Source organism: Rhodococcus sp. HNM0569, assembly GCF_012726205.1.
In the GTDB taxonomy this organism is placed as follows: Bacteria; Actinomycetota; Actinomycetes; order Mycobacteriales; family Mycobacteriaceae; genus Rhodococcus_F.
On the sequence record NZ_JAASAE010000003.1, the window covers coordinates 63674 to 82831 of the forward strand.

Annotated in this window: 16 protein-coding genes; 10 read left to right on the forward strand and 6 right to left on the reverse strand. The window is 69.1% G+C overall.

The annotated features are described in order from the left end of the window. Positions 1-105: 105 nt before the first annotated feature. From HCA44_RS04995 to kstR, 5 genes are all read right to left on the reverse strand, one after another. Positions 106-999, reverse strand: a complete 894-nt coding sequence (locus tag HCA44_RS04995; RefSeq protein ID WP_169647433.1) for a metal ABC transporter permease — start codon at positions 997-999, stop codon at positions 106-108. Further along, entirely contained in the window at positions 996-1883 is an 888-nt protein-coding gene (locus tag HCA44_RS05000; RefSeq protein WP_169647434.1) for a metal ABC transporter ATP-binding protein, read from the reverse strand. The genes HCA44_RS04995 and HCA44_RS05000 overlap by 4 nt, the downstream gene beginning before the upstream one ends. Positions 1884-1934: 51 nt before the next feature. Then, positions 1935-2909 carry a zinc ABC transporter substrate-binding protein gene (locus tag HCA44_RS05005; RefSeq protein ID WP_346764584.1) on the reverse strand — a complete coding sequence of 325 codons (975 nt, stop codon included), beginning with the start codon at positions 2907-2909 and terminating at the stop codon, positions 1935-1937. 155 nt (positions 2910-3064) lie between these two features. Further along, positions 3065-5626 carry a trehalose-phosphatase gene (gene otsB, locus HCA44_RS05010; protein WP_169647435.1) on the reverse strand — a complete coding sequence of 854 codons (2562 nt, stop codon included), beginning with the start codon at positions 5624-5626 and terminating at the stop codon, positions 3065-3067. Positions 5627-5682: 56 nt separating this feature from the next. After that, positions 5683-6321 (reverse strand): cholesterol catabolism transcriptional regulator KstR, encoded by a 639-nt coding sequence (kstR, locus tag HCA44_RS05015; RefSeq protein WP_169647436.1) that lies wholly within the window; start codon positions 6319-6321, stop codon positions 5683-5685. 93 nt (positions 6322-6414) lie between these two features. Between kstR and HCA44_RS05020 the strand changes: the two genes are divergently transcribed. The 10 genes from HCA44_RS05020 to mihF all read left to right on the forward strand — a co-directional run bounded on the left by HCA44_RS05020 (position 6415) and on the right by mihF (position 16721). Then, complete coding sequence (locus HCA44_RS05020; protein ID WP_169647437.1) at positions 6415-8541, forward strand: acyl-CoA dehydrogenase; 2127 nt, start codon at positions 6415-6417, stop codon at positions 8539-8541. Positions 8542-8594: 53 nt separating this feature from the next. After that, positions 8595-9647, forward strand: a complete 1053-nt coding sequence (locus HCA44_RS05025; RefSeq protein WP_169647438.1) for an acyl-CoA dehydrogenase family protein — start codon at positions 8595-8597, stop codon at positions 9645-9647. Beyond that, entirely contained in the window at positions 9632-10783 is a 1152-nt protein-coding gene (locus HCA44_RS05030) for an acyl-CoA dehydrogenase family protein (protein WP_169647439.1), read from the forward strand. Before HCA44_RS05025 ends, HCA44_RS05030 begins: the two co-directional genes overlap by 16 nt. A 31-nt stretch (positions 10784-10814) precedes the next feature. Further along, positions 10815-11837: a bifunctional MaoC family dehydratase N-terminal/OB-fold nucleic acid binding domain-containing protein gene (locus tag HCA44_RS05035; RefSeq protein ID WP_169647440.1), complete on the forward strand. Its 1023-nt coding sequence runs from the start codon at positions 10815-10817 to the stop codon at positions 11835-11837. Next, positions 11834-12241, forward strand: a complete 408-nt coding sequence (locus HCA44_RS05040) for a MaoC family dehydratase (protein WP_169647441.1) — start codon at positions 11834-11836, stop codon at positions 12239-12241. The genes HCA44_RS05035 and HCA44_RS05040 overlap by 4 nt, the downstream gene beginning before the upstream one ends. After that, positions 12238-13407, forward strand: coding sequence for a lipid-transfer protein (locus HCA44_RS05045; protein ID WP_169647442.1), 1170 nt, complete (start codon positions 12238-12240; stop codon positions 13405-13407). The genes HCA44_RS05040 and HCA44_RS05045 overlap by 4 nt, the downstream gene beginning before the upstream one ends. Positions 13408-13519: 112 nt before the next feature. Continuing rightward, entirely contained in the window at positions 13520-14356 is an 837-nt protein-coding gene (locus HCA44_RS05050) for a mycofactocin-coupled SDR family oxidoreductase (protein ID WP_169647443.1), read from the forward strand. Positions 14357-14468: 112 nt separating this feature from the next. Beyond that, a complete protein-coding gene (locus HCA44_RS05055; RefSeq protein ID WP_169647444.1) occupies positions 14469-15476 on the forward strand; it encodes an ATP-binding cassette domain-containing protein in 1008 nt (335 codons plus the stop codon). Continuing rightward, positions 15473-16276 (forward strand): ABC transporter permease, encoded by an 804-nt coding sequence (locus tag HCA44_RS05060; protein ID WP_169647445.1) that lies wholly within the window; start codon positions 15473-15475, stop codon positions 16274-16276. The genes HCA44_RS05055 and HCA44_RS05060 overlap by 4 nt, the downstream gene beginning before the upstream one ends. Before the next feature lie 130 nt (positions 16277-16406). After that, a complete protein-coding gene (mihF, locus tag HCA44_RS05065; protein ID WP_169647446.1) occupies positions 16407-16721 on the forward strand; it encodes an integration host factor, actinobacterial type in 315 nt (104 codons plus the stop codon). Between the two features lie 47 nt (positions 16722-16768). Here the strand turns inward: mihF and HCA44_RS05070 are convergent, their stop codons facing one another. Continuing rightward, positions 16769-19144 carry an excinuclease ABC subunit UvrA gene (locus HCA44_RS05070; RefSeq protein ID WP_169647447.1) on the reverse strand — a complete coding sequence of 792 codons (2376 nt, stop codon included), beginning with the start codon at positions 19142-19144 and terminating at the stop codon, positions 16769-16771. Positions 19145-19158 lie beyond the last annotated feature (14 nt).

Here is a 19158-nt window from a genome sequence, read left to right on the forward strand (position 1 = left end):
TCGCGCGCGTGGAATCAGTAGTGCGCCCACCCGTCTCGCGGCTCGTGCACGCACGAGTCGGTGCGCACGCGGGTCAGTGAACGTTCGGATCAGTGAGGGTGTGGGTCAGTGAGCGTGCGACATCCCGACGGCGACGCGGCCCGCATTGCCGCGCTTGGTGCGTCCGACGATGCGGCACACGAGGTAGATCACGAACGAAATCGTGGTGACGAAGCTCGATACCGGGATGCCGGGGGCGAGCGAGAGCAGGATGCCGCCGACGGACGCGACGAGCGCGAACACGACCGACAGCACGGTGGCTTTGATCGGGTCTGCGGTGAGCTGGAAGGCGGCAGCCGCGGGCGTGATGAGCAGCGACATGACGAGCAGCGCGCCGACGATCTGCACGCCGAGTGCCGCGGTGATGCCGACGAGGACTGCGAACACGATCGACAGCGTCCGCACCGGCACGCCGCGGGCCGCCGCGACGGCGGGATCGGTGCTCGCGAACAGCAGCGGACGTGCGATGACGGCGAGGACCGCGATCACGATCGCCGCGCATACCGCGAGCAATGTGATGCCGGTGCCGCCGGGCGCGACGATCTGGCCGATCAGCAGCGAGAAGCTCGTGCCGGTGCGGCCGTCGTAGGACCAGATGAACAGCACCGACAGGCCGAGCCCGAACGCCATGATGACGCCGATGACGGAGTCGCGGTCGCGGGCACGTGTGCCGAGCAGGCCGAACAGGACGGCTGCGATCACCGAACCGACGATGGCCCCGGCGCCGACGCTGACACCGAGCAGCAGTGCCGCGGAGGCGCCGGTCAGCGACAGTTCGCTCGTGCCGTGCACCGCGAACGACATCTGCCTGCTGACGATGAGCGGTCCGATGACACCCGCGAGGAGTCCGAGGATCGCACCCGCGATCAGGGCCTGCTGCACGAAGTCGTACCGCAGCAGGTCACTCGTCGCCGACACGTCGAACAAGCGCGACATGGCGTCGGTGAACTTGCTGCTCAATGGTCGTCCTCTCCGTCGTGATGGTGGTGCACGCCCTCACCGGGGCGCAGCCCACCTGCGCTGCCGAGCGCGTCGATCGCGTCGCCCGTGCCGACCACGACGAGCCGGCCACGCACGTGCAGCACCTCGACGTCGGTGTCGTAGAGCTCGGACAGCACCGACGACGTCATGACCTCGTGCGGGGCGCCGATGCGGAACTTGCCGTCGACGAGGTAGAGCACGCGGTCGACCATCGGCAGGATCGGATTGAGTTCGTGCGTGACGAACAGGACGGCGGTGTCGTGGCTGCGGCGGCGCCGGTCGATGAGCGTCGACACGCGCTGCTGGTTCGCGAGATCGAGGCTCAGCAGTGGTTCGTCGCACAGCAGGACCTGCGGGTCGCCCACGAGGGCCTGCGCTACCCGGAGCCGCTGCTGTTCGCCGCCCGACATCGACCCGATCGGTGCATCGGCGTAGGCCTGCGCCCCCACTTCGGCGATCGCGGCGTCGACGACCTCGCGGCGCTTGCGGCGACGCCGGATCCCGGTGCCCCAGCGATGGCCGTCGTACCCGAGGGCGACGAGATCGCGCCCGCGCAGCGGCAGGCCCTCGTCGATCGACTTCTGTTGCGGGATGTAGCCGACGTGTGTGTTCGCCGAGCGGGCAGGCATGCCGACGACGTCGGCCGTGCCTGCGCTGAGCGCGAGCTGACCGAGCAGCACCTTGAGCAATGACGTCTTGCCCGACCCGTTCGGCCCGAGCACCGCGACGAACTCGCCCGGTTCGACCGCGAGGTCGAGGCCGTCCCACAGCACGCGTTCGCCGAACGCGAGCCGTGCGTCGCGTAGCTCGACCGCTGCAGCGTCGCGTGGCGCGCTCGGTGTCGGCTCGGGGCTGCTGGTCACGGGGTGGTCCTGTCTGGGTGGCTGCCTGTCGGGGAGTTGCGGGGAGCGGGCTCAGCCGAGCGCGTCGCTCAGCGACTGCGCGATGCCGGTCTGCCACTGGATGTAGTCCTCGTCCTCGGGCAGGGTTTCCGTCACCTCGACGACGGGCACCGAGGCTCCCTCCGCGGTCTTGCGCATGTCCTGGGTCACGCGATCCTCGGTCTGCACGTTGTAGACGAGCGCTTGAACCTGCTTGTTCTGCAGCAGTTCTCGCGTCTTCGCGATCGACGCCGGCGACGGGTCGGTCTCGTTCTCGACGGCCTCGGTGAACTCGGCGGGCGTGGCGTCGGTGAGTTGCGCGGCCTCGAGAAGGTAGTGCGCGGTGGGCTCCGTCTGTGCGACGGGCGTGCCCGCGTGGGCCGCGGCGATCGCATCGGTGATCGCGGTGACGGACGCGAGTTGCGACGAGAACTCGTCGGCGTTCGCGGAGTACTTCTCCGCGTTGTCCGGATCGAGTTGTGCGAGCTTGTCCGCGATCGCCCGGGCGACCTGCTCGACGGTCGGGAGGTCGTACCAGACGTGCTCGTTGACCGAGCCGTGGTCGTGACCCTCGTGGCCCGCCTCGGACCCGTGCTCGTGCGACTCGCCCGCGTGTGCGCCACCTTCGAACAGGTCGAACGCGTTGACGGTGAGCTGGTCGCCGCTCGATTCCCCGCCGACGACGTCGTCGACGAACTGGTCGTAGCCGCCGCCGTTGTAGACGACGAGCGACGCGTCGGTGAGTTCGGCCGCGTCGGTGGGGCTCGCCTCGTACGAGTGCGGGTCGGCGGACGGTTCGTCGATGATCGACGTGACCGTGACGTCCGGGCCCGCGACCGCTTCCGCGACGCTCGCCCACACATTGGTCGACGCCACGATGTTCGGCTGGTCGCCGTTCGACCCGCCTGGGCCGCCGGAGTCGGAGCCGCATGCGGTGAGCGTGAACGCCGCCGCGAGTGTCGTTCCGACGACGGCGGTGACGGCGCGCAGAGACGGGGTCAGTCGCACGGGTGTCTCCCGGTCTTATCGCTATTGGAAACCATTGCCAAATGAGAATAGCTCACGACCCCGCGCCTGCCCGCAACCGGGCAGGTCGGACCGTCAGCTCATGCTGGCAGGAGTGGTGCAGCCGTGTCCCGCGAACCCGTGCTTTCGAGCTGCCGTCAGCGCGTGGAATCCGCGGCGAGCAGTTGGGCGCAGCGCAGCAGGCCGATGTGGCTGTAGGCCTGCGGATGGTTGCCGAGCGAGCGTTCGGCGACCGGGTCGAACTCCTCGCTCAGCAGGCCCGTCGGGCCCGCGACGTCCACGAGCTGAGTGAACAGCGCTTCGGCGGGTTCTCGCGCACCCACCAGCAGGTACGCCTCGACCAGCCACGCCGCGCAGAGATGGAATCCGCCCTCGGTGCCGGGCAGTCCGTCGTCGTGGTGATAGCGGTACACCGTCGACCCGGTGCGCAGGCCCGCCTCGGTCGCGAGGACCGTGGCGCGGAACCTCTCGTCCTCCGGGCTGATCAGCCCCGACAGGCCGATGTGCAGCGACGCCGCGTCGAGATCGGTGCCGTCGTAGGCGGCGGTGAACGAGCGGACCTCGTCGTTCCAGCCCTTCTCGAGCACCTCGTCGCGAATCTCCTCGCGCAGCGACTTCCAGCCCGCGGCGGCAGGGCGCCCGAAGTGCTCGGACAGCGCGAGTGCGCGATCGACCGTGACCCAGCCCATCACCTTCGAGTACACGTGGTGGCGCGGGTTGTCGCGGATTTCCCAGATGCCGTGGTCGGGCTCGAACCACCGGCGTTCGACGGCCTCGACCATCGCCTGTACGAGTTCCCAGTCGCGGTCGTTCAGGGCGACCGCCGCGTCGAACCCCTTGGCCTCGCGGGCGTGTGCGAGATCCGAGATCAGCTCGACGATCGGGCCGAACACGTCGAGCTGCACCTGCTGGTTCGCGGCGTTGCCGACGCGCACCGGACGCGAACCCGCGTACCCGGGCAGGGTGTCGATCACGGCCTCGGTGGGCAGGCTCGTGCCCCACAGCGTGTAGAGCGGGTGCAGCCGCTCCGGGCCCGGCAGTGTCTCGAGGACGACGTGTACCCAGTCGAGGTAGTCCTCGGCCTCGCCGAGCGAGCCGAGCCGCACGAGTGCGGACGCGGTGAGTGCCGCGTCGCGCAGCCAGCAGTAGCGGTAGTCCCAGTTGCGGACGCCGCCGATCTCCTCGGGCAGCGACGTCGTGGCCGCCGCCATGATCGACCCCGAGTCCGCGTGCACGAGCCCGCGCAGGGTGAGCGCCGACCGCTTCATCAGGTCCGGCTTGACCTTCGGCAGCGTCAGGTCCGCGACCCAGTCGCTCCAGTACGATTCCGACTGCGCGCGGCGGTCGATCTCGGGCATTGTCGACGGGTCGATGTCTTCGGTGCCGCACCGCAATTCGAGGACGACCTCGCCCTGTGACGGGTCCACCACCGCCGTGGCGGTCTCCTGGTTCCCGTCGCTGGTGACCGTCCACTCGACGCCCGGCGACCGCAGCACGTACGGCTCGTTGGTGCCGTGCACGCGCAGCCCGTCCTCGGTGACCTCGAGCGACACCTGACTCTGTCCGAACTCGGGCCGCGGGGCGAAGGTGACGACGGCGGGCACGGTGCCACTGATCACGCGGGTCAGATCTGTGCGGCCGACACCCACGTCGTGCGGCAGGTAGTCGAGCACGGACAGCCGGGCCCAGCGTGTCTGCACGGTCATCGTGCCGTCGATGTAGCGCTGGCTGAGCGGCAGCTTGCTCTCGCGTGGCCGGACGCTGAAATGACCTGCGGCGTCGCCGCCGAGCAGGTGCGCGAAGACGGCGGCCGAATCGGGCTCGGGATGGCACAGCCATGTGACGGTCGCGTCGGGCGTGAGGAGCGCGACGGTCCGCGGGCTCGCGAGCATCGTGAGCCGCTCGATGCGCGGGGCGTCGGCGCCGGAGAGCCACGTGCGCCGCTCGTCGAGCAGGAACGCGAGCGCGGCCGCGACGTCGTCGGTGGTGTCGATGCGGTATTCCGCGGCGGTGACGCCGTCCCCGACCTTGATGCCGACGTCCGGGCCCTGCAGCCGAACGAACGCCTTCTCGTCCGTGACGTCGTCGCCGATGTAGAGCGCGGCCGTCGCAGCCTGCTGGTGCCGCATGACGTCGAGCGCGGCGCCCTTGTCGGTGGGGATGACCGCGAGCTCGATGACCGCCTTGCCTTCGGTGACCTGGACGCCGTCCCAGGTGGCCGCGTCGCCGCGTACCGCGTCGAGGGCCTGCTCGGCGTCCTCGGGGGACGCATTGCGCACGTGCAGAGCCGCGGAGGCGGGCTTGGCCTCGACCGTGGTGCCGGGATGACGGGACACGACGTCGCCGAGCGACGTGACGATTCGGGCGAGCAGCTCGCGCGCGCGGTCGTCGATGGGATGCACGAAACCGGCGTCGAACTCGGAGCCGTGACTGCCCACGAGTTGCACCTCGGCGGGCAGGCGCGAGAGCACCGCGAGATCTTTGAGCGCACGACCGGAGACGACGGCCGCCGCGGTGAACGGCAGGATCGCGAGCGAACGCAGCGCCCGCACGGACTCGCCGTCGGGGTACGCCTTGTCTGGATCCGACACGATGGGCGCCAGCACACCGTCGTAGTCGGACGCCACCAGCAGGCGCGGCGTCCGCGCCAGGGTCGACAGCGCTCGGCGGACTTCGATCGGGAGGTCTTGCGCGCTCACACCCTCAAATCTAGGCGATCGGCACGCGCTGGGTGACGCGGCCGGGCGTTGTGCTGTCAGCCCGGCAGCCGGCTGCCGTCACCCAGCAGCAGCTCAACCGTGAGTTCCAGCCGCTCGGCGACGTCGGTGGCCGACGACCGGCGTGTGAGCCATGCCACGAGATTCGACATCCACACGTCCGAGATGACGCGGGCGACGGCGATTTCGTCGGGGGTGGGCTCGCCCTCGGTGATGGCGCGCGCGAACAACCGGTCCATGAGCTTGCCGACGCGGTCGACCTCCGCGGCCGCCGACGCGTCGGCGAACATGAACGCGCGGGTCATGGCCTCGGTGAGCAGGGGATCGCGCTGCATCGCGCGCGTGATCTGCCCGAGGATCAGCCGCATGCGTTCGTGTGGATCGCGCCCGGGTGGTGTCTTGCCGCGCGAGTCGATGCGTTCGAACTCGCGCGCGAGCGCCGACACGAGCAGATGCACCTTCGACGGGAAGTAGCGGTACAGCGTGCCTACCGCGACGTCGGCCCGGTCCGCGACGGCACGCATCTGCACCGCCTCGTACCCGCCTTTCGACGCGAGCGCGAGTGTCGCGTCGAGAAGCCGTTTGCGGCGGTCCTTCTGCGCCTGTGAGCCGAGATCCTCCTCACCGAGTGCGCTGGTGACGACCGGTGCGGGTCGGGTCCGAGAAGAGCTGGTCATAGATGTCCGATTCCTTCGCGCCTTGACGAGCGGCCAGGTGTCATATTAGAACACGTTCTAGATGGATCTGTCATTCACGAGAGGGACGCCACAGTGACCCTGCCCACGACCGAAGACCAGCGCGCGGCGGCCGAGATGGTCGGCGACTGGGCGCAGTCCACGGAGCCCGTCGCGGCGGTGCGGGCACCGTCCGACGACACCCGCAGCACTCTATGGGAAGGACTGTCGGAACTGGGCGTCTTCTCCGCGGCGCAACCCGAGAGCGTCGGCGGCTCCGGCGCGTCGGTGGCCGATCTCGCGGCGATGCTCGAGGCCGCCGCGGCCGCGCTCACGCCGGGCCCGGTCCTCGGCACGGCACTCGCGTCCCTCATCGCGTCCGACCCGACGACGGCGGCCCGGACAGGAACGGGTTCGCTCCCCTGTGCGGTCGCCTTCGACTGTGTTCCACTCGCTGCCGACAGCGCAGGCCCCTCCGGGGAGCTGAGCGTGTCGGGCGACGCAGGCATCGTGCCGGGCGCAGGTGCGGGCATCGCGGTCCTCGTCCCGGTGCGCACCGAATCGGCCGTCGTGTGGTGCCTTCTCGACGACGCGACGGCCGGCGTGACCGTCGAGCCCGTCGCCGCACTCGACCACAGTCGTCCTTCCGCGCGTGTGTCGTGCGAGGCCGTCACCGTCACCCCCGATCGCATCGCGGGCGACACGGACCCCGCGCGGGTGCTCGATCTGGCCGTCACCCTCGGCGCGGCCGAGGCGTCCGGCGTCGCGTCGTGGTGCCTGCACACCGCCGTCGAGTACGCCAAGGTGCGCGAGCAGTTCGGCAAGCCCATCGGTTCGTTCCAGGCGGTCAAGGCCCTCTGTGCGCGCATGCTGTGCCGCAGTGAGGAAGCCGCGGCGGCGGCGTGGGACTGCGCGACGGCGGCCGCCGACGACGGTGAACTCCCGATCGCCGCCGCGGTCGCTGCCGCCGTCGTGTTCGACCACGCCGTCGAGAACGCGAAGGACTGCATCCAGGTACTCGGCGGTATCGGATTCACGTGGGAACACGACGCGCATTTCTACCTGCGCCGCGCCACCGCCCTGCGCGCCTCCTACGGCGACACGCCGCGGTGGCGGGCGCGCGTCGCCGCACTCACCCGCAAGGGCGCGCGTCGGCACCTGTCGATCGATCTCGGCGACGTCGCGAGCGAACGCGAACACGTGCGCGCCGAGGTCGCCGCCGTCGCGTCCCGGAGCGACGCCGAACAGCGTGCCGCGCTCGCCGAATCGGGCATGCTCGCGCCGCACTGGCCCGCGCCCTACGGGCGGGCCGCGTCGCCGCGTCAGCAGTTGCTGATAGACGAGGAACTCGACGCGGCGGGCGTCGAGAGACCCGATCTGGTGATCGGCTGGTGGGCCGTGCCCACGATCCTCGAGCACGGAAGCAACGAGCAGATCGAGCGTTTCGTCTCGCCCACACTGCGCGGCGAGATCGTGTGGTGCCAGCTGTTCAGCGAACCCGGCGCCGGCTCGGACCTCGCGTCGCTGCGCACCGTCGCCGAACGCGTCGACGGCGGATGGACGCTGCGCGGGCAGAAAGTGTGGACGTCCAAGGCGCACGAAGCCGACTGGGCGATCTGCCTGGCGCGCACGGACCGGGATGTGCCCAAGCACAAGGGCATCGGTTACTTCCTCGTCGACATGACCAGTCCCGGCATCACCGTCTCGCCGCTGCGCGAGATCACCGGCGACGCGCTGTTCAACGAGGTGTTCCTCGACGACGTGTTCGTGCCCGACGACATGCTCGTCGGTGCGCCCGACGCGGGCTGGCGGCTCGCACGCACCACGCTCGCGAACGAGCGTGTCGCGATGAGCGGTGGGTCGTCGGTCGGCTCGGCCGTCGAGCAGCTGTACGAGCTCGCGCCCGACGAGGATCCCGTGACCGACGACGAGTTGGGTCGGCTCACCGCGTCCGCCGTCGTCGCGTCGGTACTCGACGTGCGCAACACGCTCGCGCGGCTCGCGGGTCAGGACCCGGGCGCCGGGTCGAGCGTGCGCAAGCTCGTCGGTGTGCGGCAGCGGCAGGAGGTCGCCGAGCTCGCGATGCGTCTCGCCGGCGCTACGGAAGAGAGCCCGCGCACACGCGAGTTCCTGAACACTCGGTGCCTGTCGATCGCGGGCGGCACGACGCAGATCCTCGAGACCGTCGCCGCGGAACGGGTTCTCGGCTTGCCGCGCGGGTGACTGCGCGCACTCACGACGACAGGGCCGGTACGGCCGGGAAGGCGAGGTAGCCAGTGGATTTCACGAAGAGTGACACCGCCGAGGCGTTGTCGGAGGTCGCCACCGGCGTCTTCGGCCGCGACCTCGACACCGACGGGCAGTGGTCGGCGTTCGTCGACGCGGGCCTCGTGGCCGCGGCGCTGCCCGAATCACTCGGCGGCGACGGCCTCGGTGTGGCCGACGTGTGCAGCCTGCTGCGGGAAGTGGGCCGCGCGGCGGCGCCGTCGCCCGCGCTTGCGACGCTCGGGCTCGCCGTCCTGCCGCTGCGGCACTGGCAGGGCCGCGAGTGCGACGACGCGGTACACGAGATCCTCGGCGAGATCGCAGCCGGGTCGATCGTGACGGGTGCGCTCGGCGAGCCGGGCCGTCCGCTTCCCGATACTCCCGAAACCACCGCGCGGGAAAGCGGTTCCGGACGTGTCGTGGTGCACGGGCGGGTGCAGGCAGTGCCCTACGGCGCCGAGGCCGCGCGCGTACTCGTGCCCACGGATCTCGGTGTCGCCGCCGTGCGCACCGACGACGCGGCGCTCACTCTCACCACGGTCGCCAATGCCGCGGGCACCCCCGAGGCCGCGATCGCGCTCGACGGCGCCGACGGCGTGCTCGTCGCGCGTGGGACGCAGGCGCTCGCCGAATACGCGCAGCTCGTCACCGCGGCTGTCGCGTCGGTCGCCGACGGGCTCGTCGCGGGTGCAACCGATCTCACCGCGGCGCACATTCGCGATCGGCAGCAGTTCGGCAAGCCGCTCGCGACCTTCCAGGCCGTGTCGCAACAGATCGCCGACGCCTATGTCGTCGCACGCACACTGCACCTCGCCGCGGCGTCGGCGGCGTGGCGGCTCGGCGAGGGGCTGGACGCGACCGACGATCTGGACGTGGCGGCGTACTGGCTGGCCGCCGAGATGCCGCAGACGATGCGGACATTGCACCATCTGCACGGCGGGCTCGGTGTGGACGTCACATACCCGCTGCACCGCTACTCGTCGACGGCGAAGGACCTGGCGCGTCTCGTGGGCGGTGCCGACTACCGACTCGACCTTCTGGGGGAACGGTGTTCATCGAACTGACCGACGATCAGCGCGCGCTGCAGGACGAACTGCGCCGGTACTTCGCGGGTCTCGTCACACCCGCCGAAGCCGAGCAGATGCGCACACAGCGGCACGGCCCGGCGTACCGCGAGGTGGTCCGCCGCATGGGCAAGGACGGCTGGCTCGGTGTCGGCTGGCCGATCGAGTTCGGTGGCAGAGGCTTCGGCGACATCGAACAGCAGATCTTCGCGAACGAGGCTGTGCGCGCGGACGTCCCGTTGCCCTCGGTCACCTTGCAGACGGTGGGCCCGACGCTCCAGGTGTACGGAACGGACGAACAGAAGCGGAAGTTCCTGCCGGCGATCCTGTCCGGCGACGTGCATTTCGCGATCGGCTACACCGAGCCGGAAGCGGGCACCGATCTCGCGTCGCTACGCACCACCGCGGTACGCGACGGCGACGAGTACGTGGTCAACGGGCAGAAGATCTTCACGACCGGCGGCCACGACGCCGACTACATCTGGCTCGCGGTGCGCACCGGCGACACCGAGTCGCGGCACCGGGGCATCTCGATCCTGATCGTCGACACCCGAGATCCGGGCTACAGCTGGACACCGATCATCACGCCCGACGGTGCGCATCACGTCAACGCGACGTACTACAGCGACGTCCGTGTCCCGGCCTCGATGCTCGTCGGTGAGGAGAACAAGGGCTGGAAGCTCATCACGACCCAGCTCAATCACGAACGCGTCATGCTCGGCCCGGCCGGCCGGATCGGCGGCATCTACGACCACGTGAAGTCGTGGGCGGCCGAGAAGAACCTGCTCGGCGAGCCGGATGTGCGGCGCGGCCTCGGTGAGATCCACGCGTTGTTCCGGCTCAACGAACTGCTCAACTGGCAGGTGGCGGCGAGCGCCTCGTCGGCCGTGGACATCGCCGACGCGTCGGCCACGAAGGTGTTCGCCACCGAACGCATCCAGCGCGTCGGCCGGATTGCCGAGGACATCGTCGGGCGGCACGGCGATCTCGCCGATCCCGCTACCTCGGATCTGCTGCAGTGGCTCGATGTCCAGGTCAAGCGCAATCTCGTCATCACCTTCGGTGGCGGAGTCAACGAGGTGATGCGCGAGCTGATCGCGACCGTGGGCCTCGGGCTGCCACGGGTGCCGCGCTAGAGCGACGGTCGGACGACGAAGAGGAGACACGATGGATGCCGCCGCGACCGAGCGGAACCGGGGCGCCGGTTCGGCCGGGATCACCGACGCGGCCGAGGCACTGCGCGCACGGGGCCGCAGTGCGCCTCGCGCCGGACGCGACCCCGTCAATCAGCCGATGATCAACAACTGGGTCGAGGCGATCGGCGACGAGAACCCGATCTACGTCGACGAGGCCGCCGCTCGCGCCGCGGGGCACGGTGGCCCGGTCGCGCCGCCCGCGATGGCGCAGGTGTGGACGATGCGCGGGCTCGGCGCCGAACGCGAAGCCGACGACCCGCTCGGCGTCATGACCGACATCCTCGACGCGGCCGGATACACCTCGGTCGTCGCGACCAACTGCGACCAGACCTACCACCGGTACGTGCGCCCCGGCGAACACGTGAGCATCACGTCCGAGCTCGAGGACCTCGTAGGGCCGAAGAAAACGGCGCTCGGCGAGGGCTGGTTCTTCACGACGCGCAACTACTGGACGGTGCCGACGGAGGCAGGCGACGAGGTCGTTGCCGAGATGCGGTTCCGTATCCTGAAATTCGCTCCGCCGCGACAGGAGCCTTCGCCGGAACCGGTCGATCACGACGGCCTCGAGCCGGCCCGGATGATGCGTCCGAGCGTCTCGCTCGACACCCAGTTCTTCTGGGACGGCGTCGCGCAGCACGAGTTGCGCATCCAGCAGCGACCGGACGGAAGGCTCTGTCATCCACCGGTTCCCGCGCTGTGGAAGGCGAAGGACGAGACCACCGACTACGTGATCGCGGCGGGCACCGGCACGGTGTTCAGCTTCGTGGTCCACCACGCGCCGAAGGTTCCCGGCAGGCGCGTGCCGTTCGTCGTCGCGCTCGTCGAATTGGACGAGGGGGTGCGCATGCTCGGTGAACTGCGCGGAGTCGACGCTGCGGACGTGCACGTCGGTATGCCCGTCGAGGCGGTCTTCCTCGATTTCGACGGCGACGAGGACACCGGTGGGCAGCCCTGGACCTTGTACGCGTGGCAACCGAGAGGAGCACGGTCGTGACCTCGACACTGCAGGTGGACGTGGGCCGGGCGCTGCCCGAACTCGCGATCCATGCGAGTCCGACCTTCGTGGTCGCCACCGCGCTCGCGACGCGCGACTTCCAGGACGTGCACCACGACCGCGATCTCGCGCAATCCCGGGGCTCGAAGGACATCTTCGTCAACATCCTCACCGACACGGGCCTCGTGCAACGGTTCGTCACCGACTGGGCAGGCCCGTCGGCCGTCGTCAAGTCGATCAGCCTGCGCCTCGGCGTGCCGTGGTACGCGTACGACACGCTCACCCTCAGCGGCGAGGTCACGTCGGTCGACGACGATGTCGTCACAGTCGCCGTCGTCGGGCGGAATTCTCTGGGAGACCACATCACCTCGACCGTGACCCTCACGACAGGAGCCGAGCTGTGAGTGCGTTGTCCGGCCGTGCCGCGATCGCGGGCATCGGGGCCACCGACTTCTCGAAGGACTCGGGCCGCAGCGAGTTGCGGCTCGCCGCCGAGGCCGTCACCGCCGCCCTCGACGACGCGGGCCTGTCGCCGTCGGACGTCGACGGCCTCACCTCGTTCACGATGGACACCAACATCGAGGTCGCCGTCGCGCGGGCCGTGGGCATTCCGAATCTCACGTTCTTCAGCAGGATCCACTACGGCGGTGGCGCGGCCGCGGCCACGGTGCACCAGGCTGCGATGGCCGTCGCCACCAGAGCAGCGGACGTCGTCGTGGCGTACCGGGCGTTCAACGAGCGATCGGGGCAGCGGTACGGGCAGGTGAACACCGGTCTCGTGCAACAGGTCAACTCGTCGGGCACCGACAATGCGTTCTCGTATCCGCACGGATTGTCGACCCCCGCCGCATTCGTCGCGATGGTCGCGCAGCGGTACATGCACGAATACGGTGCGACGAGTGAGGATTTCGGTGCGGTCGCGGTCCTCGACCGGGCCCGTGCCGCGACGAATCCGGCGGCCTTCTTCCACGGCAAGCCGATCACTCTCGAAGACCACCAGAACTCGCGGTTCATCGCCGAGCCGCTGCACCTGCTCGACTGCTGCCAGGAATCCGACGGCGGTGTCGCGATCGTCGTGACCTCGCCCGAGCGTGCGCGTGACCTGAAGCGTCCGCCTGTCACCATCGCCGCGGCCGCGCAGGGCAGCGCGCAGGACCAGTTCATCATGACGAGCTACTACCGAGACGATCTCGCGGGCCTGCCCGAGATGAAGCTCGTCGGCGACCAGTTGTGGCGCCACAGTGGGCTTTCCCCCGACGACGTCGACTGCGCGGTGCTCTACGACCACTTCACGCCGTATGTCCTGATGCAGCTCGAGGAACTCGGCTTCTGCGGTCGCGGCGAGGCCAAGGACTTCGTCGCGAGCGGCGCACTCGATCTCGACGGCCGGATGCCGCTCAACCCGCACGGCGGCCAGCTCGGCGAGGCCTACATCCACGGTATGAACGGCATCGCCGAAGGTGTGCGGCAGTTGCGCGGCGACGCCGTGAACCAGGTCGCGGACGTCGACACCGTGCTCGTCACCGCCGGGACGGGCGTCCCGACGTCGGGGCTCGTGCTCACCCGCTGAGCGCGCGCACGCCCATTTCTCGCCAACCGGGACACACGCCCTCGCCGTGCGCCACGATCGGATAGGACGTACAGCGACAGGACACGGGCGGCAGAGGAAGGGCATCATCGACATGGACAACTTCGAAGGCAAGGTCGCATTCGTCACGGGCGGAGCGCGGGGTCAGGGACGTTCGCACGCGGTCGCCTTCGCCGAACGCGGCGCCGACGTCGTGATCTGCGACCGGCTGGAGGATTCGCCCGCGGTGTTCTACCCGCTGGCCACCCAGGCCGACCTCGACGAGACGAAGCGACTGGTGGAGGCGACGGGCCGGCGGTGCCTTGCCGTCAAGGCCGACACCGCCGACCGCGCCGCGATGGACGCGCTCGTCGCGCAGGCCGAGAACGAGCTCGGCCGCATCGACATCGCGGTCGCCAACGCCGGCGTCTCGATCGCATCGCCGGTGCAGTCGATGACGAGCGAGCAGTGGAACGAGGCGATCAACTCGAACCTGACCGGTGTCTTCAACACCGTGTCGGCAGTGTCGCCCGGCATGATCGAGCGCGGCTACGGTCGCATCGTCACGGTGTCGTCGATGCTTGGCCGCGCAGGCAACACCAACATGGTCGCGTACTCCGCGTCCAAGTGGGGTGTCATCGGCCTCACCAAGAGCGCGGCGCTCGACCTCGCGAAGCACGGCATCACCGTCAACGCGGTCGCGCCCGGAAACATCTCGACGCCCATGATCCACAACGACGCCCTGTACTCGATGATGCGTCCGGACCTCGCCCAGCCCACATCCGACGACGTCGCCCCGGTGTTCGAGTCGCTGCACGCCCAGCCCGTGCCGTGGCTCGAGGCGTTCGAGGTCACGCGGGTCGTGCTGTTCCTCGCGGAGGAGGCGAGCGCTCACCTGTCGGGCATCGTGGTCCCGGTCGACGCGGGCAACGCGGCGCGCGTCACCGGCTGACCTCACGCGCGCCACCGGCGAGATCCGTCTTCCGGTGACTTCTGTCGGTTCCTCCGGTCACACTGGTTCAGTAGCTTCATCGCGCTGTCGGGGTCGACGGACGGAGACGAAGATGACGGATGCGGCCATCGTGGTCGAAGGGCTGGTCAAGAAGTACGGGGCCCTGCGCGCACTCGACGGCATCGATCTCGTCGTGCCGCGGGGTACCGTCACCGCACTGCTCGGCCCCAACGGGGCAGGCAAGACCACGGCGGTGCGGGTACTCACCACGCTGATCACGCCGGATGCCGGTTCGGCGCGGGTGCTCGGTCTCGACGTGGTCCGCGACGCCCAGGAGTTGCGTTCGCGGATCGGCGCGTCGGGCCAGTACGCAGCGGTCGACGAGTACCTCACCGGGTTCGAGAACCTCGAGATGGTCGGTCGGCTGTACCACCTGGGGGCCAAGCGAGCGCGCGAACGTTCGCGCGAACTCCTGCGCCAGTTCGATCTGGTCGAGGCGGGTGATCGGCCCGTCAAGGGTTACTCCGGTGGCATGCGCAGACGCCTCGACCTCGCCGGTGCACTCGTCGCCGAGCCCGAGGTGTTGTTCCTCGACGAGCCCACCACGGGGCTCGATCCTCGGGCCAGGCTCGGGCTGTGGGACGTCATCGACGACCTCGTCTCCCGGGGCACCACGTTGCTGCTCACCACGCAGTACATGGACGAGGCCGAACGTCTCGCCGACGACATCGTCGTCGTCGACCACGGTGCGGTCATCGCGCGCGGCACCGCCGATTCGCTCAAGGAACGCGTCGGTGGCGAGCGCATCGAACTGAGCGTCGAGGACGGCAGCGACCTCGAACACGCCCGCGACGTACTGCAGCAGGTCGCGACGGGCGACGTCGACGTCAACGAGAAGGCCAGGCGGGTCACCTTCCCGGTCGCGGAAGGCACGGCTTCCCTCGTCGACGCGCTCGGGCGGCTCGCCGAGCGCGACATCGCGGTGTTCGACGTCGGGCTGCGCAGACCCACGATGGACGAGGTCTTCCTCATCCTCACCGGGCACGAAGCCGACACCGACGGCGCCGCGGCGGAGGCGGATTCCGCGGAGACCACGCGCGAGACGGGAGCGACCCGATGAGTGCACTCTCGTATGCGGTGAGCGACGGCATCACCATCGCCAAACGCAACCTCATCAAGATCAAGCGCGTTCCCGACCTGCTGGTGTTCACCACGCTCTCGCCCATCATGTTCGTGCTGCTCTTCGCGTACGTGTTCGGCGGTGCGATCGACATCCCCGGCATGTCCTACCGCGAGTTCCTCATAGCGGGCATCTTCACGCAGACCGTCATCTTCGGATCCACGTGGACGGGCCTGGGCATGGCGGAAGATCTGCAGAAGGGCATCGTCGACCGGTTCCGGTCACTGCCCATGGCGTCGTCCGCGGTGCTCACCGGGCGCACCACGTCGGACGTGCTCATCAACGTCATCAGCCTGGTCGTCATGTCGCTCACCGGCCTGATCGTCGGGTGGCGCATCCACACCGACCCGCTGCGCGCGCTCGCCGCGTACCTGCTGTTACTGCTGTTCGCGTACTCACTGTCGTGGGTCATGGCCGTCGTCGGACTGTGGATCCGCACTCCCGAGGTGTTCAACAACGCGAGCTTCATCGTCATCTTTCCGCTGTCGTTCGTCGCGAACACGTTCGTCGACCCGTCGTCGCTGCCCGGCCCGCTGCGGGTGGTGGCCGAATGGAACCCGGTCTCGGCCGTCACCCAGGCGGCGCGCGACCTGTTCGGCAACACCAATCCGGCGGTTCCGCCGCCCGAGGCATGGCCGCTGCGCAATGCCGAAATCACGTCGCTCATCTGGTCGGCGGCGCTGCTCGCCGTCTTCGTCCCCTTCGCGATCTGGCGCTACAAGAAGGCCGTCAGCCGCTGACTCACGGCAGCGGGTGGCTGTTCGCGTCGTGTCGAAACGCGCCCGGTGTCGCTGGTTGCCGGTACGGTCGAAGCCTCTGCCGCCGCACGCGGCACTGGCAGACACGCCCGGTGAGATGAGGAGATCCGAAATGGCACTACCGTCCCTGACTCCGGAACAGCGCAAGGCGGCACTCGAGAAGGCCGCGCTCGCGCGCACCGCGCGGGCCAAGCTGCGGGAGGACCTCAAGAGCGGCAAGACGAACCTGGCCGAGGTGTTCACGCTCGCCGACGAGGACGAGACGATCGCGAAGACGAAGGTGCTGTACGTGCTCGAGTCGCTGCCCAAGGTGGGCAAGACCACCGCGGCCTCGATCGTCGAGGAAGTCGGCATCCCCGCGACCCGCCGGCTCGGCGGCCTCGGCAGCCAGCAGCGGGACAAACTGCTCGCGAAATTCTCGGACTGACGTGACGGAGTGGCCGCCCGCGCGGGCGGCCACTCCCCGTCCTGCCGTCACACGCCGACGTACTCCGCGAGGTGGCGGCCGGTGAGCGTCGAGCGGTCGGCAACCAGATCGTGTGGCGTTCCTTCGAATACGACTCGCCCGCCGTCGTGGCCTGCGCCCGGGCCGAGGTCGATGATCCAGTCGGCGTGCGCCATGACCGCCTGGTGATGCTCGATCACGACGACCGACTTGCCTGAGTCGACGAGCCGGTCGAGCAGACCGAGCAGGTTCTCGACGTCCGCGAGGTGCAGGCCGGTGGTGGGCTCGTCGAGCACGTACACCTCGCCCTTCTCGCCCATGTGCGCCGCGAGCTTGAGCCGCTGACGTTCGCCACCGGAGAGCGTGGTGAGCGGCTGGCCGAGTTTGACGTAGCCGAGGCCGACGTCGGCGAGACGATGCAGGATCTTGTGGGCTGCCGGGATCTTCGCGTCGCCGTCGCGGAAGAACTCCTCGGCTTCGGCGACCGACATGCCGAGCACTTCACTGATGTCCTTGCCGCCGAACGTGTAGTCGAGCACCTCGGACTGGAAGCGTTTGCCTTCGCACACTTCACAGGTCGTGGCGACGCCCGCCATCATCGCGAGATCCGAGTAGACGACACCCGCACCATTGCAGTTGGGGCACGCGCCTTCCGAGTTCGCGCTGAACAGGCCCGGTTTGACGCCGTTCGCCTTCGCGAACGCCTTGCGGATCGGATCGAGAAGCCCCGTGTACGTCGCGGGATTGCTGCGCCGCGAGCCCTTGATCGCGCCCTGGTCGATCGAGACGACACCGTCGCGCCCCGCCACCGAGCCGTCGATCAGCGAACTCTTGCCCGAGCCGGCGACGCCGGTGAGGACGACGAGCACCCCGAGGGGGATGTCGACGTCGACATCGCGCAGGTTGTGCTCGTCGGCGCCGCGCACTTCGAGCGCACCCGTCGCCGTGCGCACGTCCGGCCTGAGCTTCGCGCGGTCGTCGAGATGCCTGCCGGTGAGCGTGTCGGAACGGCGGAGCCCGTCGACCGTGCCCTCGAACACGATCTCGCCGCCCGCGGTGCCGGCACCGGGACCGATGTCGACGACGTGGTCGGCGATCGCGATGGCCTCGGGCTTGTGTTCGACGACGAGCACCGTGTTGCCCTTGTCGCGCAACTGCAGCAGCAGGTCGTTCATGCGGGCGATGTCGTGCGGGTGCAGTCCGATCGTCGGCTCGTCGAACACGTAGGTGATATCCGTGAGTGACGATCCGAGGTGCCGGATCAGCTTGGTGCGCTGCGCTTCACCCCCCGACAGCGTGCCTGCCGGACGTTCGAGCGACAGGTAGCCGAGGCCGATGTCGACGAACGAGTCGAGCGTGTCGCCGAGCGACTTCAGCAGCGGAGCCACCGACGGCTCGTCGAGCGCACGCACCCACTCGGCGAGATCGCTGATCTGCATCGCGCACACGTCGGCGATGCTCTTGCCGTCGATCGTCGACGAGCGGGCTTCCTCGCTGAGCCGGGTGCCGTGGCACTCGGGGCACGTCTGGAAGGTGATCGCGCGGTCGACGAAGGCCCGGATGTGCGGCTGCATCGCCTCGCGGTCCTTCGACAGCATCGACTTCTGGATCTTCGGGATCAGCCCTTCGTAGGTGACGTTGACCCCTTCGACCTTGACCTTCGTCGGCTCCTTGTAGAGCAGGTCGTTCAACTGCTTCTTGGTGAACTCCGCGATCGGCTTGTCCGGGTCGAAGAATCCGCACCCACGGAAGATGCGCCCGTACCAGCCGTCCATGCTGTAACCCGGAATCGTGAGCGCGCCCTCGTTGAGCGATTTCGTGTCGTCGTAGAGGGCGGTGAGGTCGAAGTCCGAAACCTTGCCCATGCCTTCGCAGCGCGGGCACATGCCGCCGGTGATGCTGAAGCTGCGTCGCTCCTTGATCGTGCGGCCACCCTTTTCGACGGTGACCGCGCCCGCTCCGCTGATCGAGGCGACATTGAACGAGAAGGCCTGCGGCGAACCGATGTGCGGATTGCCGAGACGGCTGAACAGGATCCGCAGCATCGCGTTGGCGTCGGTCGCGGTGCCGACCGTCGACCGCGGGTTTGCGCCCATCCGCTCCTGGTCGACGATGATCGCGGTGGTGAGACCTTCGAGAACGTCGACGTCGGGCCGGGCGAGCGTGGGCATGAAGCCCTGCACGAAAGCGCTGTAGGTCTCGTTGATGAGGCGTTGCGATTCGGCCGCGACGGTGCCGAACACCAGCGAGCTCTTGCCCGAACCCGAGACGCCGGTGAACACGGTGAGCCGCCGCTTGGGCAGGTCGATGCTCACGTCCTTCAGGTTGTTGACGCGCGCCCCGTGCACCCGGATGCGGTCGTGGTTGTCGGCCGCCGTCGAAGTGCCGTCGTCGGTCCTGCTCATCCGTTGTCCCTGCT